Origin of the sequence: Paenibacillus aurantiacus, assembly GCF_042431225.1 — a bacterium.
Taxonomy (GTDB): domain Bacteria; phylum Bacillota; class Bacilli; order Paenibacillales; family Paenibacillaceae; genus Paenibacillus_Z; species Paenibacillus_Z aurantiacus.
On sequence record NZ_JBHMDO010000048.1, the window covers coordinates 255,041 to 269,186 of the forward strand.

Below are 14,146 nucleotides of genomic sequence, written 5' to 3' on the forward strand. Positions count from 1 at the left end.
ATGTATTCTCAGATCAAACAAAATCAATCACAGTTAGCTCGGGCCGGCAGAAGAGCCGGATCGGCAACCCCGTCGTGCCGATGCCTCTCGTTGTATACAGCGGCATCTTGCGATCGCCGAGCCGATACAAGCCGGACACATACTTCTTTCCGGCTGGCGGCGTCGCGAGCGCGCTTATGAACGGCAGCCGGATTTGTCCACCATGGCTATGCCCGGATAGCTGCAGCTTCACTTGTGGGTAAGATATGGCGCAGACGTCCGCGATATCCGGCTCGTGAATAAGCATGATGACTGTATCGTCTTCCCTCGTGTTGCTCAGCGTCAACGGCAAATCAGGACTGCCATTCAAGTAGTCGTCCGTCCCTGCTACGAAGAACCGCCGGCCTTCACGCTCGATGACTACGCTCTCGTTAATAAGCAGCTTGAAGCCGCTCTTCGCCCAGAAATCCACAACCTGATTTACTTCATTTCGCGAATCGTGATTTCCGAGGATGGCAAACTTGCCATACGGCGCGTCCAGCGATTGAAAGATGGGCAAGCAGCTCATCAGATCTTCCGGCACGCTATCGACCAAATCTCCGGTGAAGCATATCAAATCGGGCTTTAGTCTGTTAATCCGCTGTGCCAATTGATCGAATTGCTCCCGACCCCAATAGAAACCATAGTGCGTATCGCTAAAATGGACGAGTCGTAGCCCTTGCAGCAGACTTGCGTCACCCGTCCCTTCGAGACGAAGAGGCACACTCGTGACTTCCAGCCAATTGCGCTCGAGGCCAAAGCTATATAAAGGCGTACCGACCGCGCTGAATAGTCCGATCCCTGCGATCCATTTCATGAATTGCCTGCGCGTCAACTTTCGGCGTCCAGCCATGTCTCTCTCTCTCCGTTTCCCCATCCGGCTTAGCCGTTCTCCCTATGGTTATGTTTCTCTTCTAGACGATGCAGCCCTCATTTTGGTTTCCGCCTGCACAAAAGCCCGATGGAATTGCGCGGCCGACGAGCAGCAGCGCAATCTCGTCGGGCTGACGACAATTGCTATCGTTCCGGTATCTTCGCATCTCAGATCCATCCGGGCGAACGGGCGCTACAGCATTTTCTCCATGCATATGCTTAACGGATCGTCGGCATACGGACCAAAGTTATCGATGCGCGCATATCCATGCTTCGCGTAGAAGGCGATCGCCTCTGGCTGTCTAACGCCCGTCTGCAGACGAATCGCTCGGCATTCTCTGTCGATGGCAACTGTCTCGAGACAACCAAGCAACGCACTGGCTACGCCCTGCCTGCGATAAGGCGCGTCGACGAAGAACCGCTTCAGCTCCGCGACCCCCGCGCTCAGCGGTCGGAGAGCCCCACAGCCCGCCAGTCGATCTTCCACATAGATGACCGCAAACGCGATGCGGTCGATCAGCGGATCGGAGAAATCGAGTCCATGAATCGCGGAAGCTTCATACCGGGACAAAAGGTCTGCATCCAATTTGCCAATCAATACGTTCAAATCCGGATGCCGTGCATCTACCATTCGACAGCGAAGGTTCATGGGCGATCCAACCTTTTCTCGTAGACGACGATGGCTTTGCCATCCGGCAGCTGGGCGGGACCGACTTCTATGCACCCTTGCTTACTCCAAAACTGGTGAGCTGGCTCGTTCTCCACAATTGCGCCCAATCGATAGGCGTGTACGCCGCGTTCTATCATCAGCTCCTCGTAGTGGGCAAGCAGCGTCTTCCCCAACCCACGTCCCTGAGCGTCTTTCCGCACGAGCAGCAGGCCCAGCCAGGGATATCCGTCTCGCGGGTTGCGCATCAGAAAATCAAGAATGCCGACGAATGCCCCGATCGCATCTCGGACCAGATAACGCTCCGCTCCGATCTCGGCCGCCTGCTGGATCTCTTCCTCGATTTCGAGGTCGGAAAGCTGATCTTTGTCTTTCGAGACCCGATTGAAATACGGGTCGGAATTCATGATGCCGCGTTCTTCGGCGAGCAGCTCCAATCCGGAGCGAACGAGTGTGAACATGGGGATTCTCCTTCTCTACAACACGAATGTCCGTTTGACCCGCTTGGACCGGACGATGTATAACGTGCCGGCCACTGCGAGCAAACCGTTCTGGATGACTTTGAACAGCAGCTGCGCTGCGGTTGTGCCGTGCAGTTCCCCGGCATCATATGCGATGCCTAACGCAACCAGCGACACAGCGAATATCGCGATTAGCAAAACGACTGCCCCAGCGCGAAATCGCCTCTTCCGCTTATACAGCTGCACGAGCAGAATGGCGATCGACACGATGAGCAGTGAATTCGCTGCCAGATCGAACTGAATCATGAAGCGCCACGCCGCATAGGCATCACCCGAATACATTCGAGACGCGTACGTTCCTCCAGGCATGAGCCTCATCACCGTTCCGCCTACGTAGAGGAGCGTTCCGATCAGCATCCACCACAGCAAAATTTGCAGCGGAATCAGCCAACCGGTCAAGCGGGCATGCGACCCTAATCCAGATCCAGCCATGGCTATCGCCTCCTTCGCCTTTATGACTTGGAGTTCACGAACAGCTTCCATTCCTTCCATGCTTCGATATACGCGCTTAAGTCCCGCGGATGATGGACCGTACACGTGACGATCCGGTTGTACAGCGCGATGAGCACATCCTCGTACACAGCATTCAAATTCCGCGTGAATGGCCAGTCTTTCTGTCTGACAATGCTGGCGATCACGTCTGGCTCCAGGTCGTCCGGCGAGGAGCAGAAGGCGAAGGCAAGCTCATAGATCGGCTGGCCGACTAACGGGATCGGGTCGATGACACCGACGAGCTCGCCGCCGTCAAAGATGAAGTTGTGGACGCCGGAATCGCCGTGCAGCAAGCAGAACGGATCGCTTACCCGCTCCTTCTTCTCCGCCATCGTCGCAATCATCCGATGTTCGGCTGCCGTGAACAACGTCCCCGAACGCTTGCGCGTATCTTCGATCTCCGCGATCAAGTAATCCTGCCAGGTCGCGAATCTGCCCTGCGGCCATGGCTCCGGTCGATATTTCGCGATCACGCCGAGCGCGAGCGCGGCCAGCATCTCCTGTTTGCTCCCTTGGACGTATGCGGAGCTGCCAGAGATATAGTTATAGACCAAATATCGGCCATGCGGATCCGTAAAATAGAGGTCCGGCAGCAGCGGGATATCCGGATAATGCCGTAAGTAGGCTGCTTCGGCCATGATGGTCTTCGGTTCATTGAATTTCAGCACGAGCGGTTCGTGATCGCCGCATTGCAGCGCGTATACGGAGCTGTTGGTCCCCCCACTGAACTTGGTGATGACCAGCTCGCCCGGAGGGAGAACGCCTGCCGCGAACAGTTCAGCTGCGACTACCGTCAAATTCATCGGTTAGCCACCTTCCTCGTCGTGCGGATTTTGCCCATCTGCGTCGATAAGAATAGGATGAACAGCAGCAGCACAACGCCCGTTCCGATGACCGAACCGTTCACCGATACCCCCATCTCGCTGAGCGTCAAGTAAATCGTAAGTCCCGATACGGTCAGCACGTTCTCGGAGAAATTCTGCACCGCGATCGTTTTGCCCGCGCCGATCAAGCTCTTGCCTTCTTCCTGCAGCATCGTATTAAGCGGTATCACGAAGATGCCGCCGAATAGTCCGATCAAGAAGAGCAGCAGGATCGTCAGCCACAGCGTGTGTGTGAATGCCGCCGACATGACCATGGCCACCATCAGGAGACCGAAATAGAACGCCCGATGCAGCATACCCGCTGGCACCCAACGCGGCGTAACAAAGGCGCTCACGACGACGCCGATTGCCGTGGTGCCAATCATCATCGATTGTTGGTCGGTATCGGTAATCCCCAAATTCACCGGCAGCCAAGCGATCAGCGCGATGCGCAGCACCGCTGCGGTCAGCCAGAACGATCCTGTGCCAATGAGCGAGAACCGGCTGCGCGGATTGCGGAACAATGTGCCGGCATCCCGCAGGAACTGCATGGCTTCCGTGCCGTAGCGGATTGAGGGATCGCCACCGCGCGCGGGGATCAGCAGCGTCATAGCCAGCGAGATCAAGAAGAGGGCCAAACAGACTAGAATCGCCGGCAGATCCGAATTTTGCGCCAGAAAACCGCCCGCTACGGTGCCAAGCAGAATGGCGAGTATCGTCGATCCTTCGACTTTCGCGTTCGCACGCAGCAGCTCGTCCTCCGAATTGGTCAACTCGGTCAATATTCCGTATTTCGCCGGCGAATACACGACCGCGCCGATCCCGACGAACAGATAGCACAGTGCAGGCGGCAAGCCGAACAATAGCAGCGCGATACCGGCCGCTTTCAGCAAATTGCCGATCAGCAGCACGTGCGACTTCGCTTTCTTGTCGGCGAACGCGCCGACGATCGGCGCCAGCAGCACATACGCGCATAGGAAAGCAATCTGAATATAGGCGACCGTCGTATCCGGGTTCTCCACCCCCTGACGCTTCACCATGCCTACAATAAGGAAAAAATTCAGATTATCGGCGAACGCGCTCAAAAACTGAGTTAGCACGACCGCATTCAGCGGCGATAACCATGTACGTTGTCTTGAAGCCATACCCCTGCTCGTCCTTTCGCGACTTGATTGTTCCCATCCTCTTATCATATACCGAAACTGACGCCAACTGGAAGCCCCTTTCCTCGTGTGTACCGCAACAAAAAAAGCAGCCGCTCCGTTGAACACGGATGGCTGCTGGCCGACTTGCCACACAATATTGCATTTGATCTTGCTATCGTCGCCGTTTGACTCTGCCGAATCCGGATTTGGTCTTGGGCGCCTTCGATTTCCTTGGCGTAAACCATTCGCTGGATTTCTGGCTGCCTGAGCCATTCCTGGTAATGCTGCCGGACTTAGACGGTTCCTTCTCGAATACGTTTCCGCTGCTGCCAGGCTTAGAGGAACCGTCAGCATCCTTGGTTCGTCTGAAGATGGAACCCTTCTTCTCCACCGTAAGCGGCGGGACGGCTTTCTTCTCCTGAACCGTAGGTGCGCGATAACTTCCCGTGCTGGGTTTGTAGATGTCCCGCTGCGTGTACCCCCGGTAACTCCCGCCCTTATACCGGCCATAATCGAACAAATCGTCGAGCAGGCTTGCGAGCAGATACCCCTGCAAGAAGCTCATGCTGTAATTGTTGCGCACATATGCCTTGGTGCTGACCTCGATAAGCACATCCGACGGCTGCGCCGCATCCTGCTGGATTTGCACGATTCGGTCGGCGTAGACAAGGAACATCCGGTCCGAGGCCGCTGGCGATTGCTGCTGCGGCGTCTGCTTGGCGGCTAGTTCCTGGGCCACCTCCTGCACGGTCGTATCAGCCGCGCGATACACATAAGAAGTAGAGGCGCCGCTGCCGTTTACAGATTCAAGCGGGTACGACTCCTGGATGGTTTCGTTAATCCCCCCGCACGCCGCGAGCAGAGGCACGATCAGACTTAGTGCAAGTACGATTTTTAGTAAAAACGACCACTTCTGCCGCACGTTCTGCCGCCTCCTAACTGCCTCTTAGCACGCGCACGTCTGCGGGAATCACATCCTCGCCTTCGTACAGCATGAACCGGCCGTCTTGCCATTCCACGCGAAGCAGCTTCATATTGTCGGATTGAAACTGCCATACATACTGTTCGCCGCCTTGCACGAATGGCGTCCGGCCAACGGCTGTGATAAATCCCGAGAACTGCTCCTCCAGATGATACTCGGTGCCGTCCAGTTCAAGCGTCGTCGGCACTTCCTCCACCGAATCGAGCCTGCCGTCGATCGGCGTGTATAAGGCGTATTCGGTACGTTCCCGCTCCTCGATCGTCAAGTAACGAATGGCAGAACCATCCTGCAGGGTCAATACGACTTGATTCCGCTGACGATTCTGCGTGCGGCCGGTTACTTGGTAGGTCACGAGCGAAACTTCGCATACGTCGCCGGGACCGATCGTTAATATGCTTCGTTCCGCCTTCGGCGGCTCCGGCTTGGCCATGATGTTCTTCAACCTTTTAAATATACTCATTCAAACTCTCCTCCCGCTCCCGTTACAACAACGCGCCGATGATCAACGCACCCGCAATGTGTAGAGACCCCGCCAGCAGCGCATGCGCCACTTTGCCGTCCTGTGTCCCCTGGTCGAGATCCATGCGTGCCAGTGCCCGCAGGCCGATCCGCAAAAGACTCTCGAGCGCCAGGAGAATGACGAAAGAGACGACGGAGACAAGCAGCGCCTCGCCAAGCGCGTTCGAAGTCACGATCGACTGGGACAAAATATACGCTTGCGACAGCAGTTTCATGACGAAGCGTGTCGCCACTGCCGTGTTTCCGCGCCGAATCTCTTCCAAATCTTTATAGCGTGTAAACCATGAATCCACCATCATTAGCAGGACGAGCAGCACGCCCCCCGCGACAGTCCATACCAGCATACCCGAAATTTCCTGGAGCGTCACAACGAATTCTCCTCTCATTCTTTCATCTGCCAACTATGTATATCGATAAGAAAAAAACGACGGGCCATTGCCCACGGGATATCTCCGCAGGCACATGGGCCCGAACGTTCGATTCTACAGACCGCTGAACAGGCGGTACTGAATATTACTGGTTGTTCTCATATTTCTTCATGAGCGCGGCAAGCTCGTCTTCTACCGCTTTGTTCTTGCCAAGCGCCGCGAACTCGTCGTCCAACGACTTGCCATTGCCTGCCATTTCGTTGCTGGCTTCGGCGCGCGCTTCCATTTGAAGCATCTTCTCTTCCATTCGTTTCATGCCGGCCGCGGCGGTATCGCTGTTAAAGCCCGCCATGGATTTGTTAATCTCGTTCTGCGCTTTGGCCGCATTATAACGGGCCACTAGCGTCTCGCGTTTATTTTTCAATTCGGTCAGCTGTTTACGCATTTCGTCAAGCTTCGCTCTCAAATTATCGGCTGAAGCTTTGTTCTGTTCATAGCTGGTTTTATACTCGGCTGCCTTCTGCTCGGCCGCTTTCTTCTCTTCCAGCGCACGCCGGGCCAAATCGATATTTTGCATTTGCACGGCGGTATGCGCCTGCTCCTCGCGCTTCTTCACGAGCGCGTCTTGTTCTTCGAATAGCGCCTTGAATTTCTTCTCGATCGCGATTTGTGCTGCAACCGCCTTCTCTGCGTCTTCCAGATCTTGCTGCATATCGCGAATATATTGGTCCGTCAGTTTAACCGGATCTTCGGCCTTCTCGATCATAGCGTACACATTGGACAGCGTTAAATCGCGCAAACGTTTAAAAATAGACATTGCTCGTTCCTCCCGGAAATGTTCTGAAAATCAGTGACGTTGTTTATATTCTACGTAAATCGTCGCCATCCGTTTCACCCGCTGTTTCAAATCTACCCTAACACAAAGAACACTGCAAGTGCCCCACATAAAAGAAAAACAAAAGCGAGGCAGCGATGGTATTGTTAGCGATGTGTGTACCTGTAGCCTCTCCCCAATGCGTCGTGCTACAATAAGCGGGTATCCAGTACATCCAATTATCCGAGGAGGAAGCAACTCATGGCTAACAGCCCATCCAAGAAAAAACGTCTCCAGCTCATCCGCAGCGGCAAAATGGACCCCGCCCTGCTGCGCGTAGATTGGAACGGCCTATCCCCCGTCACCCGTCAAACCCCGACGAAGCAAGAGAAGCTGCGCAAGCAATCGAATAAGTACAGAAAAAAATGGAATCCCTGCGATGGACGCGAGGATTCCATTTTTGTTGTATCGACGCGCTTACGCTTACGGCAAGTATCGCTCGCGGATAATGTTCAAATGATGCAGTTCATGTCCAGCTATCACGTAGGCGATCGCCCGCGCGCTGATTTCGGTTTCGTTCGCTTGTCCGATGCGCAGCCAATCCGCTTCCCTTAGGCCGCGAAGCAGCGTGTAAGTCGCGCTGCGGACGCTTCTGTAGTCTTCAGCAACTTGCGCAAGACTCCAGCCGTCGAACGGCGCCGACTGCATGAACAAATCCTGGTCATAGCCTGCAAGCGGCGTTTGATCGCCGCGCGCAATGCGCAGCAACCGGTAACTCATAATTCGTTCATTGTCGGTAATGTGACCGATAACCTCTTTCAAGCTCCACTTGCCCGGCGCGTAACGATACTCCCCTTGACTTTCGGAAAGCTGCTCCAGAAATGCGGACATTATCGTCTCACTCGTCTCCAAGATGCCGAGCAGATCCCCCTCCGGCACCAACTCGATATATTGGCCTGGATGTTGACTGTATTCGTTGCTCTGCGGACGTGTAAGCATACTGGTTCCCTCCCCCGAATTTGAAACGATTGTAACATAGCCTTGGCTTACCGCCAAGTTATTCCAACCGGAATCCTTGCCGGTTCAAGTGTTGCTTCATATGCGGGCGAAGCTTGTCTGCTTGCATGCGCGACGCCGTCTCGGCAGACCAATTCGATACACGGCCTCCCCCGCTTCGGTTGGCATAGTAGGCCTGCAGCGTATCGTCATATGTCTTGATTGCATCCAGAAGAGTCTCGTCTTCCGCATATGTCTCCTCATGGTAGACGGCGTGCAGCGGCAGACGAGGGCGCAATTCAGGCGCTTGATCCGGCTTGCCAACGCACATGCCGAAAACGGGATAGACGTTCCCCGGTAGGCGAAGCAGCTCGGCGACCTCATCAGGATTGTTCCGGATACCACCAATATAGACGATGCCGTAGCCGAGCGCCTCCGCCGCGATAGCGGCATTCTGGGCGGCTAGCGCGGCATCCACCGTACCAAGCAGCAGCGTTTCGGTATTTTGATGGAGCTGGCCGTCGTGCATGTGCATAACGAGCTCTAGACGGTGCAGATCGGCGCACCATACCAGCATGAGCGGACATTCCGCGACGTACCGCTGGTTTCCCGACATGACCGAAAGCGCTTGTTTGCGCGCGGGATCCTTGACGCCGATTACGGTATAGGCTTGGATATTGGAAGATGTTGAGGCCGACTGTGCGGCTTCGATAATCGCTCGGATATGCCCTTCCTGTATTGGGTCTTCCTTGAACTTCCGAATGGAACGGTGTCCTTTCAGGGCGTCGATCATCAATTGCGAGTTCATTGTATTGGCCTCCTTAGACGTCGATGCAAAAAGGCATTCGCCCGGATCCCGGATGAATGCCCCCCTTTTGACGTACATGAAATGATTAGTTTTATCGTAATGCATCGATTAACGAGAAGTCAAGCTTCCTGGTGATCGGTATGCGATTGCACGTAGTTGACCAGCTCCTCCGGCGGCATTGGCCTGCCGTAGAAGAAGCCCTGGATGCTGTCGCATCCCCTTTGCCTCAGGAATTCGACCTGATCGGCCCGCTCGGCCCCTTCTGCGGTCACTTGAAGCCCCAGGTTGCGGGCAAGCGAAATGATCGTCGTCGTGATTGCGGCATCTTCGGTGTTTTCCGGCAAATCTTGAATAAATGACCGATCGATCTTCAGCGTATTGACTTTAAACCGCTTCAGGTAGCTCAGCGACGAATAGCCTGTCCCGAAGTCGTCAATAGACACATAGACGCCCAGCTCCTGCAGTTCGCTAAGGACATTCATCATCCGGAACTGATCGGACATTAACGCGCTCTCCGTAATTTCAAGCTCCAGCAATTGAGGATCCAGTCCCGTCTCCTGAAGCGTCCGCCGCACCATCGCCACGAAGCCCGGGTCCCAGAATTGCTGGGCGGCCACGTTAACCGCGACCCGCAGCCTGCAGATGCCCTCGTCCAGCCACGCTTTCGACTGCCGGCATGCTTCCCAGAGCACCCATTCGCCTAGCGTCGCGATAAAGCCCGTCTCCTCCGCGAGCGGAATGAATTCTCCTGGCGATATATACCCATGCTGTGGATGCTTCCATCGGATGAGCGCTTCTACGCCTTTCACCGTATTCGTCTCCAGCTCGACTCGTGGTTGGTAGAACAAAATGAACTCCTGCCGTGAAAGCGCCTTGTCCAGCTCGCTCATGAGGATGAATCGCTGGTATGCCTTGGCATCGAGCTTCGCGTCGAAGCCGAAATATTGGTTCCGACCGGCGGCCTTTGCCTGATACATGGCATTGTCGGCGTGCTTGAGCAGGACGTTCGCATCCGTCCCGTGATCGGGGAATATGCTGATCCCGATGCTGCCTGTCAATCGGAATTCGTGACCTAGTACATCGAAAGGCTCATTGATGACATTCATCACCGTTCGCGCCATCCGGTAATAATGCTTGTCGTCGTCCGAGCCCGGGACAAGCAGCGCAAACTCGTCGCCGCCAAGGCGGGAGAGCACAAGCTCTGTACCGACCCGCTTTAATCGCTTACCGATTTGGATCAGTATTTCGTCCCCCGCATCGTGACCCAACGAATCATTGATGAACTTAAATTGATCGAGATCGATGTAAAGCAACCCAAAGCGACCGCCTTCCCGGTTGTACATATCGATATTCCGGTTCAACTCGTTCATCAGCTGTCTGCGGTTGCCGAGGCCCGTGAGCGGATCGAAGAAAGCCAGCGTTTGAATTTCTTCTTTCGACTGCGTCTGCTCGATCGCAAGCGCGATTAACTGCTTGAAGCCTTCCAGCAGCTCCGTCTCGAACGGCTTCGGCTTGCCCGGTTGATCGAACAGAACCGTGAAGAAGCCCAGCATTTTGTCGTCCTTCCCCGATAAGACCGGATTGATCCAGTAGGCTCGAATATTCGTATTGGCGTATGCCGCTTGCAGCAGTCTTACTTCCGGCCTCGGATCGCGCTCCAAATCTTCAATCCAGACCGATCTGCGTTCCTGCCTCGCGATCGCATAAAGCCCCTCCGACCATTCCGGATTTCGGCCGGCAAGCGACTTGGTCCCGTAGCTATGAATATGCACCATTCTATCTGTTCCGTTCTCGTCGCGGTCCAACAGTGCAATCGAGACCGCACTTGCCGACATGTCCTCATAGGCACGCTGCGCAAGCGTCTCGAGCACCTCGTTTAACGGCTTGCCCCACACAAGTTCTTTCAACACTTCGTATTGCGTCTTGCGCATCGCTTCGGCTCGCTTGCGGTCAGTCACGTCTACCGAGATGCCATAGAGCGAGATAATGTCGCCGTCCTCCCCGAAGACCGGCGTCGAACTACTTTGTATCCAACGGACCTGGCCCGTGCGTTGATGAAAAATGCGGAATTCGTATGTTGCACCTTGCTTGAAATTGGCGGCATTGGCGAAGGCATTGTGAATAATCGGAATATCCGGCGGATAGACAAGGTCGAAAAACAAATCTTGCCCTTCCACCTGTTCGTTCACCGTGATACCGAACAGCTTTTCGACGCCAGGGCTTAAATAGAGCCACTGCTTCGACTTATATTCGCGCGACCAAATGACGATATCCAGATGGTTCAACACCTGCTCGAGGCGAAAACGTGTCTGATCCAGCTCAAGTTCCGATAACTTCAGCGCCGTCACATTACGGACGATGCCGATGCACTGCTCGATTTCGCCCACGGCATTGTTGACGAACTCCCCTTGGAAATGGACGTATTTCAGTTCGCCTGCCAAAGTGATGATCCTAATGTCGATCTCGAATAATTCCCCGCTCGACTTCACCTTCGCGATGTATGTCAACAGACGCTTCAGGTCGTCTGCGTGCACCAGCCGGCAGAACGATTCGAAGGTGACCTGCTCCTCGAGCGGCATATCGAATATTCGGTGCACTTCCTTGGAGCAATACGCAATTCCCGTCCGCAGATCCAGCTCCCAGTTGCCGGTCTCCGCAATTTGCTGCGCGCGTTCCAGATCCCGTTCTTTCTTCAGCAGCTCGTCGTTGAATGTCTTCTCTTCCGAGAATTCGCGCGATACGATTAGAATGCGTTCCAGTTCGCCTTGCGCGTTACAGATCGGCGAAGCATGCACATGGAAGTAGCGCGGTGTACCGCTGCTGTCTTTAATTTCATGCTGGAACACGACAAGCTCTTTATTTTGAGTCAGTTTCAAGAAGAACGGTCTCAGCCGTTCCCGATGTTCTTCCGGGGCCGTATCCAGCACATGCATGCCTTTCAACAGCTGCGGATCGCGCCCCAGCAGCGTCTGATACGAGCGAGAAGCGAAGTCGATAACGCCTCTTGCGTCAGCCACCGCAAGCAAATCATGCAGATTGTCCGAGATCGACCGATACAACCGAACGGCTCTCTCTTGCTGTAGTTCGGCTTTCTTTCGGTCCGTAATGTCCTGATAACAGATGATCGCGCCGATAATGCGCTTGTCAATGCCATATATCGGGTTGGCACTGCAGCTCAAGTACAATTCGTTATGCTTCGCATCCTTAAATAATAAATGCTCGCTATCCATGATTTCGCCTCGCAGCGCCCGATAACTGGGATAGTCTTGCAGCGGCAGCGGATGGCCATCTACGTGGTAGAGACCGAAATAATCCAGCCATTGATTACGCGATACGCGTCTTACTTCAGGGAAAACGCGTTGCATCTGTTTGTTGCTGTATACAACTTTCCCTTTCGCATTAACCGCGAGCACGCTCTCCTGCATATGCTCGAGCAGCGCCCTGTGGATGGCGCTATCCCGTGTTACCCGATTGACGCGCCAAATGATATAGACAGCCAGTCCGATCGCGCTCATCGTCGCTATGGTCAATAAAACAGGCGTTTGGTTCATCCCCGGCCACAGCGAAATCTTCCATCGAAGCGTGACGTCCAGTATGATTAACGCGATGACCGTCAGCAAGACGAATGCTAGAATGTCGGAGAAAAGATTCGTAGTATTGAGTCGTTTCATGTTGTCTCCTCCGTGAGAAAGCAGCCAAGCTTCGGCCATCCGAATCCTTCGGCGCCTAGGCTCCCTAAGCTTCCATGCTTAAGGTTTTTCTTCTTCATACGCGATAACTCGTGTAATAAAAAGATCGGTTATAATCATGCAAATGATTAGCTTTCGTCCCTTGGATTCTATCGTTAAATGTTACCGTTCTCGCAATCGCAAAGATTATCGACAAAATATTGTTATTTGAGAGTAAAATCGCTATAATAGGCAAACATACATTCGCATTACAGTGGAGGTTTCATGAAAGGAAGAACTCATCTTACGATCGGAATCGGTATTGGCGCAGTCTGCAGCGCACTTTACGCCGATTCGCTGCAGACCGCAGCCATTTACACTGCCGTTGCCGCCTTCTCTTCGCTAAGTGCGGATTTAGACGGTACCAGCATGCTCAGCAGCAAGATCGGCAAGCTATCCCGGCTGCTACGGGGATTGTTCGTCTGGGGCGGCGCGGCCGGTCTCATCGCCTGCGCCGCTTTGTACTTCGGCGCCGAATGGTCCAATACCACAGCTTGGATCGCCTCCGGGTTAACCTTGATTTTGGGTCTCTTGACGCAATCCGGATTTTTGCGCGATTTGCTGGTCAGTCTCATCGGCGCTGGCCTGCTCTTCTATGGTTGGCCAAGCGGGACTACCTGGCTCATCGGCCTCGGTGTATTCATCGGAATTGCGCCCTGGCTGAACCATCGCGGCATGACGCATACCCTCTGGGCTGTCGCCGCCTGGGGATGGATCGGCTTGGAATTCGAGCAGTGTTATAAGATCGAGAATGCCGGGCTTGTTGCCGTCTACGGGTATCTCTCTCATCTCGTCGCGGATACGCTGACCCCAAGTGGGGTCAAATGGTTCTATCCGCTATTGAACAAGAGTCTGAAACTTCGCTTATTCAAATAATTCGTCCATGGAAAGGCCGCCACGACATTATCGTGGCGGCCTATGAGTTAGACATTTGATATAAACAAATAACCGAGACAAATTGTCTCGGAATCATGTACATATGGAGCGGAAGACGGGAATCGAACCCGCGACCCTCGCCTTGGCAAGGCGATGCTCTACCGCTGAGCCACTTCCGCAGATGGTGCGGTCAAGAGGACTTGAACCTCCACGTCATTGCTGACACTAGAACCTGAATCTAGCGCGTCTGCCAATTCCGCCATGACCGCCTATGCATACTGGTGCCGCCGAGAGGACTTGAACCCCCAACCTACTGATTACAAGTCAGTTGCTCTACCAATTGAGCTACAGCGGCAAACAGGGTTACACCCTGAAAACTGGATACGAAACTCAACACTTTAGCTGTGTTTGTTCAAGCTCTTGCGAACCTAAACATTTAGGATAAGCCCTCGACCGATTAGTATTCGTCAGCTGCA

Annotated in this window: 14 protein-coding genes, 3 tRNA genes and 1 pseudogene; 2 read left to right on the plus strand and 16 right to left on the minus strand. The window is 54.3% G+C overall.

The genetic code is table 11. The features are described 5' to 3' along the window. Positions 1-13 precede the first annotated feature (13 nt). The 10 genes from ACFFSY_RS32215 to ACFFSY_RS32260 form a co-directional block, all read right to left on the minus strand. A complete protein-coding gene (locus tag ACFFSY_RS32215; RefSeq protein ID WP_377502083.1) occupies positions 14-871 on the minus strand; it encodes a metallophosphoesterase in 858 nt (285 codons plus the stop codon). A gap of 213 nt (positions 872-1,084) precedes the next feature. Further along, entirely contained in the window at positions 1,085-1,540 is a 456-nt protein-coding gene (locus tag ACFFSY_RS32220; protein ID WP_377502086.1) for a GNAT family N-acetyltransferase, read from the minus strand. Then, entirely contained in the window at positions 1,537-2,019 is a 483-nt protein-coding gene (locus ACFFSY_RS32225) for a GNAT family N-acetyltransferase (protein ID WP_377502089.1), read from the minus strand. The genes ACFFSY_RS32220 and ACFFSY_RS32225 overlap by 4 nt, the downstream gene beginning before the upstream one ends. Positions 2,020-2,034: 15 nt before the next feature. Beyond that, entirely contained in the window at positions 2,035-2,511 is a 477-nt protein-coding gene (locus tag ACFFSY_RS32230) for a DUF2569 family protein (protein ID WP_377502092.1), read from the minus strand. 20 nt (positions 2,512-2,531) lie between these two features. Further along, positions 2,532-3,374 (minus strand): phosphotransferase, encoded by an 843-nt coding sequence (locus ACFFSY_RS32235; protein WP_377502095.1) that lies wholly within the window; start codon positions 3,372-3,374, stop codon positions 2,532-2,534. Continuing rightward, on the minus strand, positions 3,371-4,579 hold the full coding sequence (lplT, locus tag ACFFSY_RS32240; protein WP_377502098.1) for a lysophospholipid transporter LplT: 1,209 nt from the start codon (positions 4,577-4,579) through the stop codon (positions 3,371-3,373). The genes ACFFSY_RS32235 and lplT overlap by 4 nt, the downstream gene beginning before the upstream one ends. Positions 4,580-4,751: 172 nt before the next feature. Next, positions 4,752-5,501 carry a DUF4247 domain-containing protein gene (locus ACFFSY_RS32245; RefSeq protein WP_377502101.1) on the minus strand — a complete coding sequence of 250 codons (750 nt, stop codon included), beginning with the start codon at positions 5,499-5,501 and terminating at the stop codon, positions 4,752-4,754. 13 nt (positions 5,502-5,514) lie between these two features. Further along, positions 5,515-6,021: a DUF4178 domain-containing protein gene (locus ACFFSY_RS32250; RefSeq protein WP_377502104.1), complete on the minus strand. Its 507-nt coding sequence runs from the start codon at positions 6,019-6,021 to the stop codon at positions 5,515-5,517. A 22-nt stretch (positions 6,022-6,043) separates the two neighbouring features. Next, positions 6,044-6,466, minus strand: coding sequence for a DUF350 domain-containing protein (locus ACFFSY_RS32255; RefSeq protein WP_377502107.1), 423 nt, complete (start codon positions 6,464-6,466; stop codon positions 6,044-6,046). Between the two features lie 127 nt (positions 6,467-6,593). After that, positions 6,594-7,265 carry a PspA/IM30 family protein gene (locus tag ACFFSY_RS32260; protein ID WP_377502110.1) on the minus strand — a complete coding sequence of 224 codons (672 nt, stop codon included), beginning with the start codon at positions 7,263-7,265 and terminating at the stop codon, positions 6,594-6,596. Between the two features lie 258 nt (positions 7,266-7,523). Between ACFFSY_RS32260 and brfA the strand changes: the two are divergent. Continuing rightward, a pseudogene (gene brfA / locus ACFFSY_RS35135) lies at positions 7,524-7,718 on the plus strand (ribosome rescue factor BrfA); the annotation flags it as partial. 27 nt (positions 7,719-7,745) lie between these two features. On the opposite strand, the gene ACFFSY_RS32265 reads toward brfA, so the two are convergent. The 3 genes from ACFFSY_RS32265 to ACFFSY_RS32275 form a co-directional block, all read right to left on the minus strand. Further along, positions 7,746-8,261, minus strand: a complete 516-nt coding sequence (locus ACFFSY_RS32265) for a DinB family protein (RefSeq protein ID WP_377502113.1) — start codon at positions 8,259-8,261, stop codon at positions 7,746-7,748. A gap of 58 nt (positions 8,262-8,319) precedes the next feature. Continuing rightward, the gene (gene nfsA, locus ACFFSY_RS32270) at positions 8,320-9,066 is read right to left on the minus strand and encodes an oxygen-insensitive NADPH nitroreductase (protein WP_377502116.1); all 747 of its coding nucleotides are present in this window, start codon (positions 9,064-9,066) and stop codon (positions 8,320-8,322) included. 119 nt (positions 9,067-9,185) lie between these two features. Then, a complete protein-coding gene (locus ACFFSY_RS32275; protein ID WP_377502119.1) occupies positions 9,186-12,737 on the minus strand; it encodes an EAL domain-containing protein in 3,552 nt (1,183 codons plus the stop codon). A gap of 282 nt (positions 12,738-13,019) precedes the next feature. On the opposite strand from ACFFSY_RS32275, the gene ACFFSY_RS32280 reads away from it, so the two are divergent. Then, a complete protein-coding gene (locus ACFFSY_RS32280) occupies positions 13,020-13,670 on the plus strand; it encodes a metal-dependent hydrolase (RefSeq protein WP_377502122.1) in 651 nt (216 codons plus the stop codon). Between the two features lie 104 nt (positions 13,671-13,774). On the opposite strand, the gene ACFFSY_RS32285 is transcribed toward ACFFSY_RS32280, so the two are convergent. The 3 genes from ACFFSY_RS32285 to ACFFSY_RS32295 all read right to left on the minus strand — a co-directional run bounded on the left by ACFFSY_RS32285 (position 13,775) and on the right by ACFFSY_RS32295 (position 14,025). Next, positions 13,775-13,849: transfer RNA gene (locus ACFFSY_RS32285), tRNA-Gly, on the minus strand. A gap of 3 nt (positions 13,850-13,852) precedes the next feature. After that, positions 13,853-13,939: transfer RNA gene (locus tag ACFFSY_RS32290), tRNA-Leu, on the minus strand. Positions 13,940-13,949: 10 nt separating this feature from the next. Then, positions 13,950-14,025, minus strand: a tRNA-Thr gene (locus ACFFSY_RS32295). Between the last annotated feature and the right edge of the window lie 121 nt (positions 14,026-14,146).

Coding starts and splice junctions, on each gene's coding strand:
- nfsA (WP_377502116.1), bottom strand. CDS start 9,066: ATGAACTCGCAATTGATGATCGACGCCCTGAAAGGACACCGTTCCATT.
- ACFFSY_RS32235 (WP_377502095.1), bottom strand. CDS start 3,374: ATGAATTTGACGGTAGTCGCAGCTGAACTGTTCGCGGCAGGCGTTCTC.
- ACFFSY_RS32260 (WP_377502110.1), bottom strand. CDS start 7,265: ATGTCTATTTTTAAACGTTTGCGCGATTTAACGCTGTCCAATGTGTAC.
- ACFFSY_RS32265 (WP_377502113.1), bottom strand. CDS start 8,261: ATGCTTACACGTCCGCAGAGCAACGAATACAGTCAACATCCAGGCCAA.
- ACFFSY_RS32280 (WP_377502122.1), top strand. CDS start 13,020: ATGAAAGGAAGAACTCATCTTACGATCGGAATCGGTATTGGCGCAGTC.
- ACFFSY_RS32230 (WP_377502092.1), bottom strand. CDS start 2,511: ATGGCTGGATCTGGATTAGGGTCGCATGCCCGCTTGACCGGTTGGCTG.
- ACFFSY_RS32275 (WP_377502119.1), bottom strand. CDS start 12,737: ATGAAACGACTCAATACTACGAATCTTTTCTCCGACATTCTAGCATTC.
- ACFFSY_RS32255 (WP_377502107.1), bottom strand. CDS start 6,466: ATGAGAGGAGAATTCGTTGTGACGCTCCAGGAAATTTCGGGTATGCTG.
- ACFFSY_RS32215 (WP_377502083.1), bottom strand. CDS start 871: ATGGCTGGACGCCGAAAGTTGACGCGCAGGCAATTCATGAAATGGATC.
- ACFFSY_RS32225 (WP_377502089.1), bottom strand. CDS start 2,019: ATGTTCACACTCGTTCGCTCCGGATTGGAGCTGCTCGCCGAAGAACGC.
- lplT (WP_377502098.1), bottom strand. CDS start 4,579: ATGGCTTCAAGACAACGTACATGGTTATCGCCGCTGAATGCGGTCGTG.
- ACFFSY_RS32250 (WP_377502104.1), bottom strand. CDS start 6,021: ATGAGTATATTTAAAAGGTTGAAGAACATCATGGCCAAGCCGGAGCCG.
- ACFFSY_RS32220 (WP_377502086.1), bottom strand. CDS start 1,540: ATGAACCTTCGCTGTCGAATGGTAGATGCACGGCATCCGGATTTGAAC.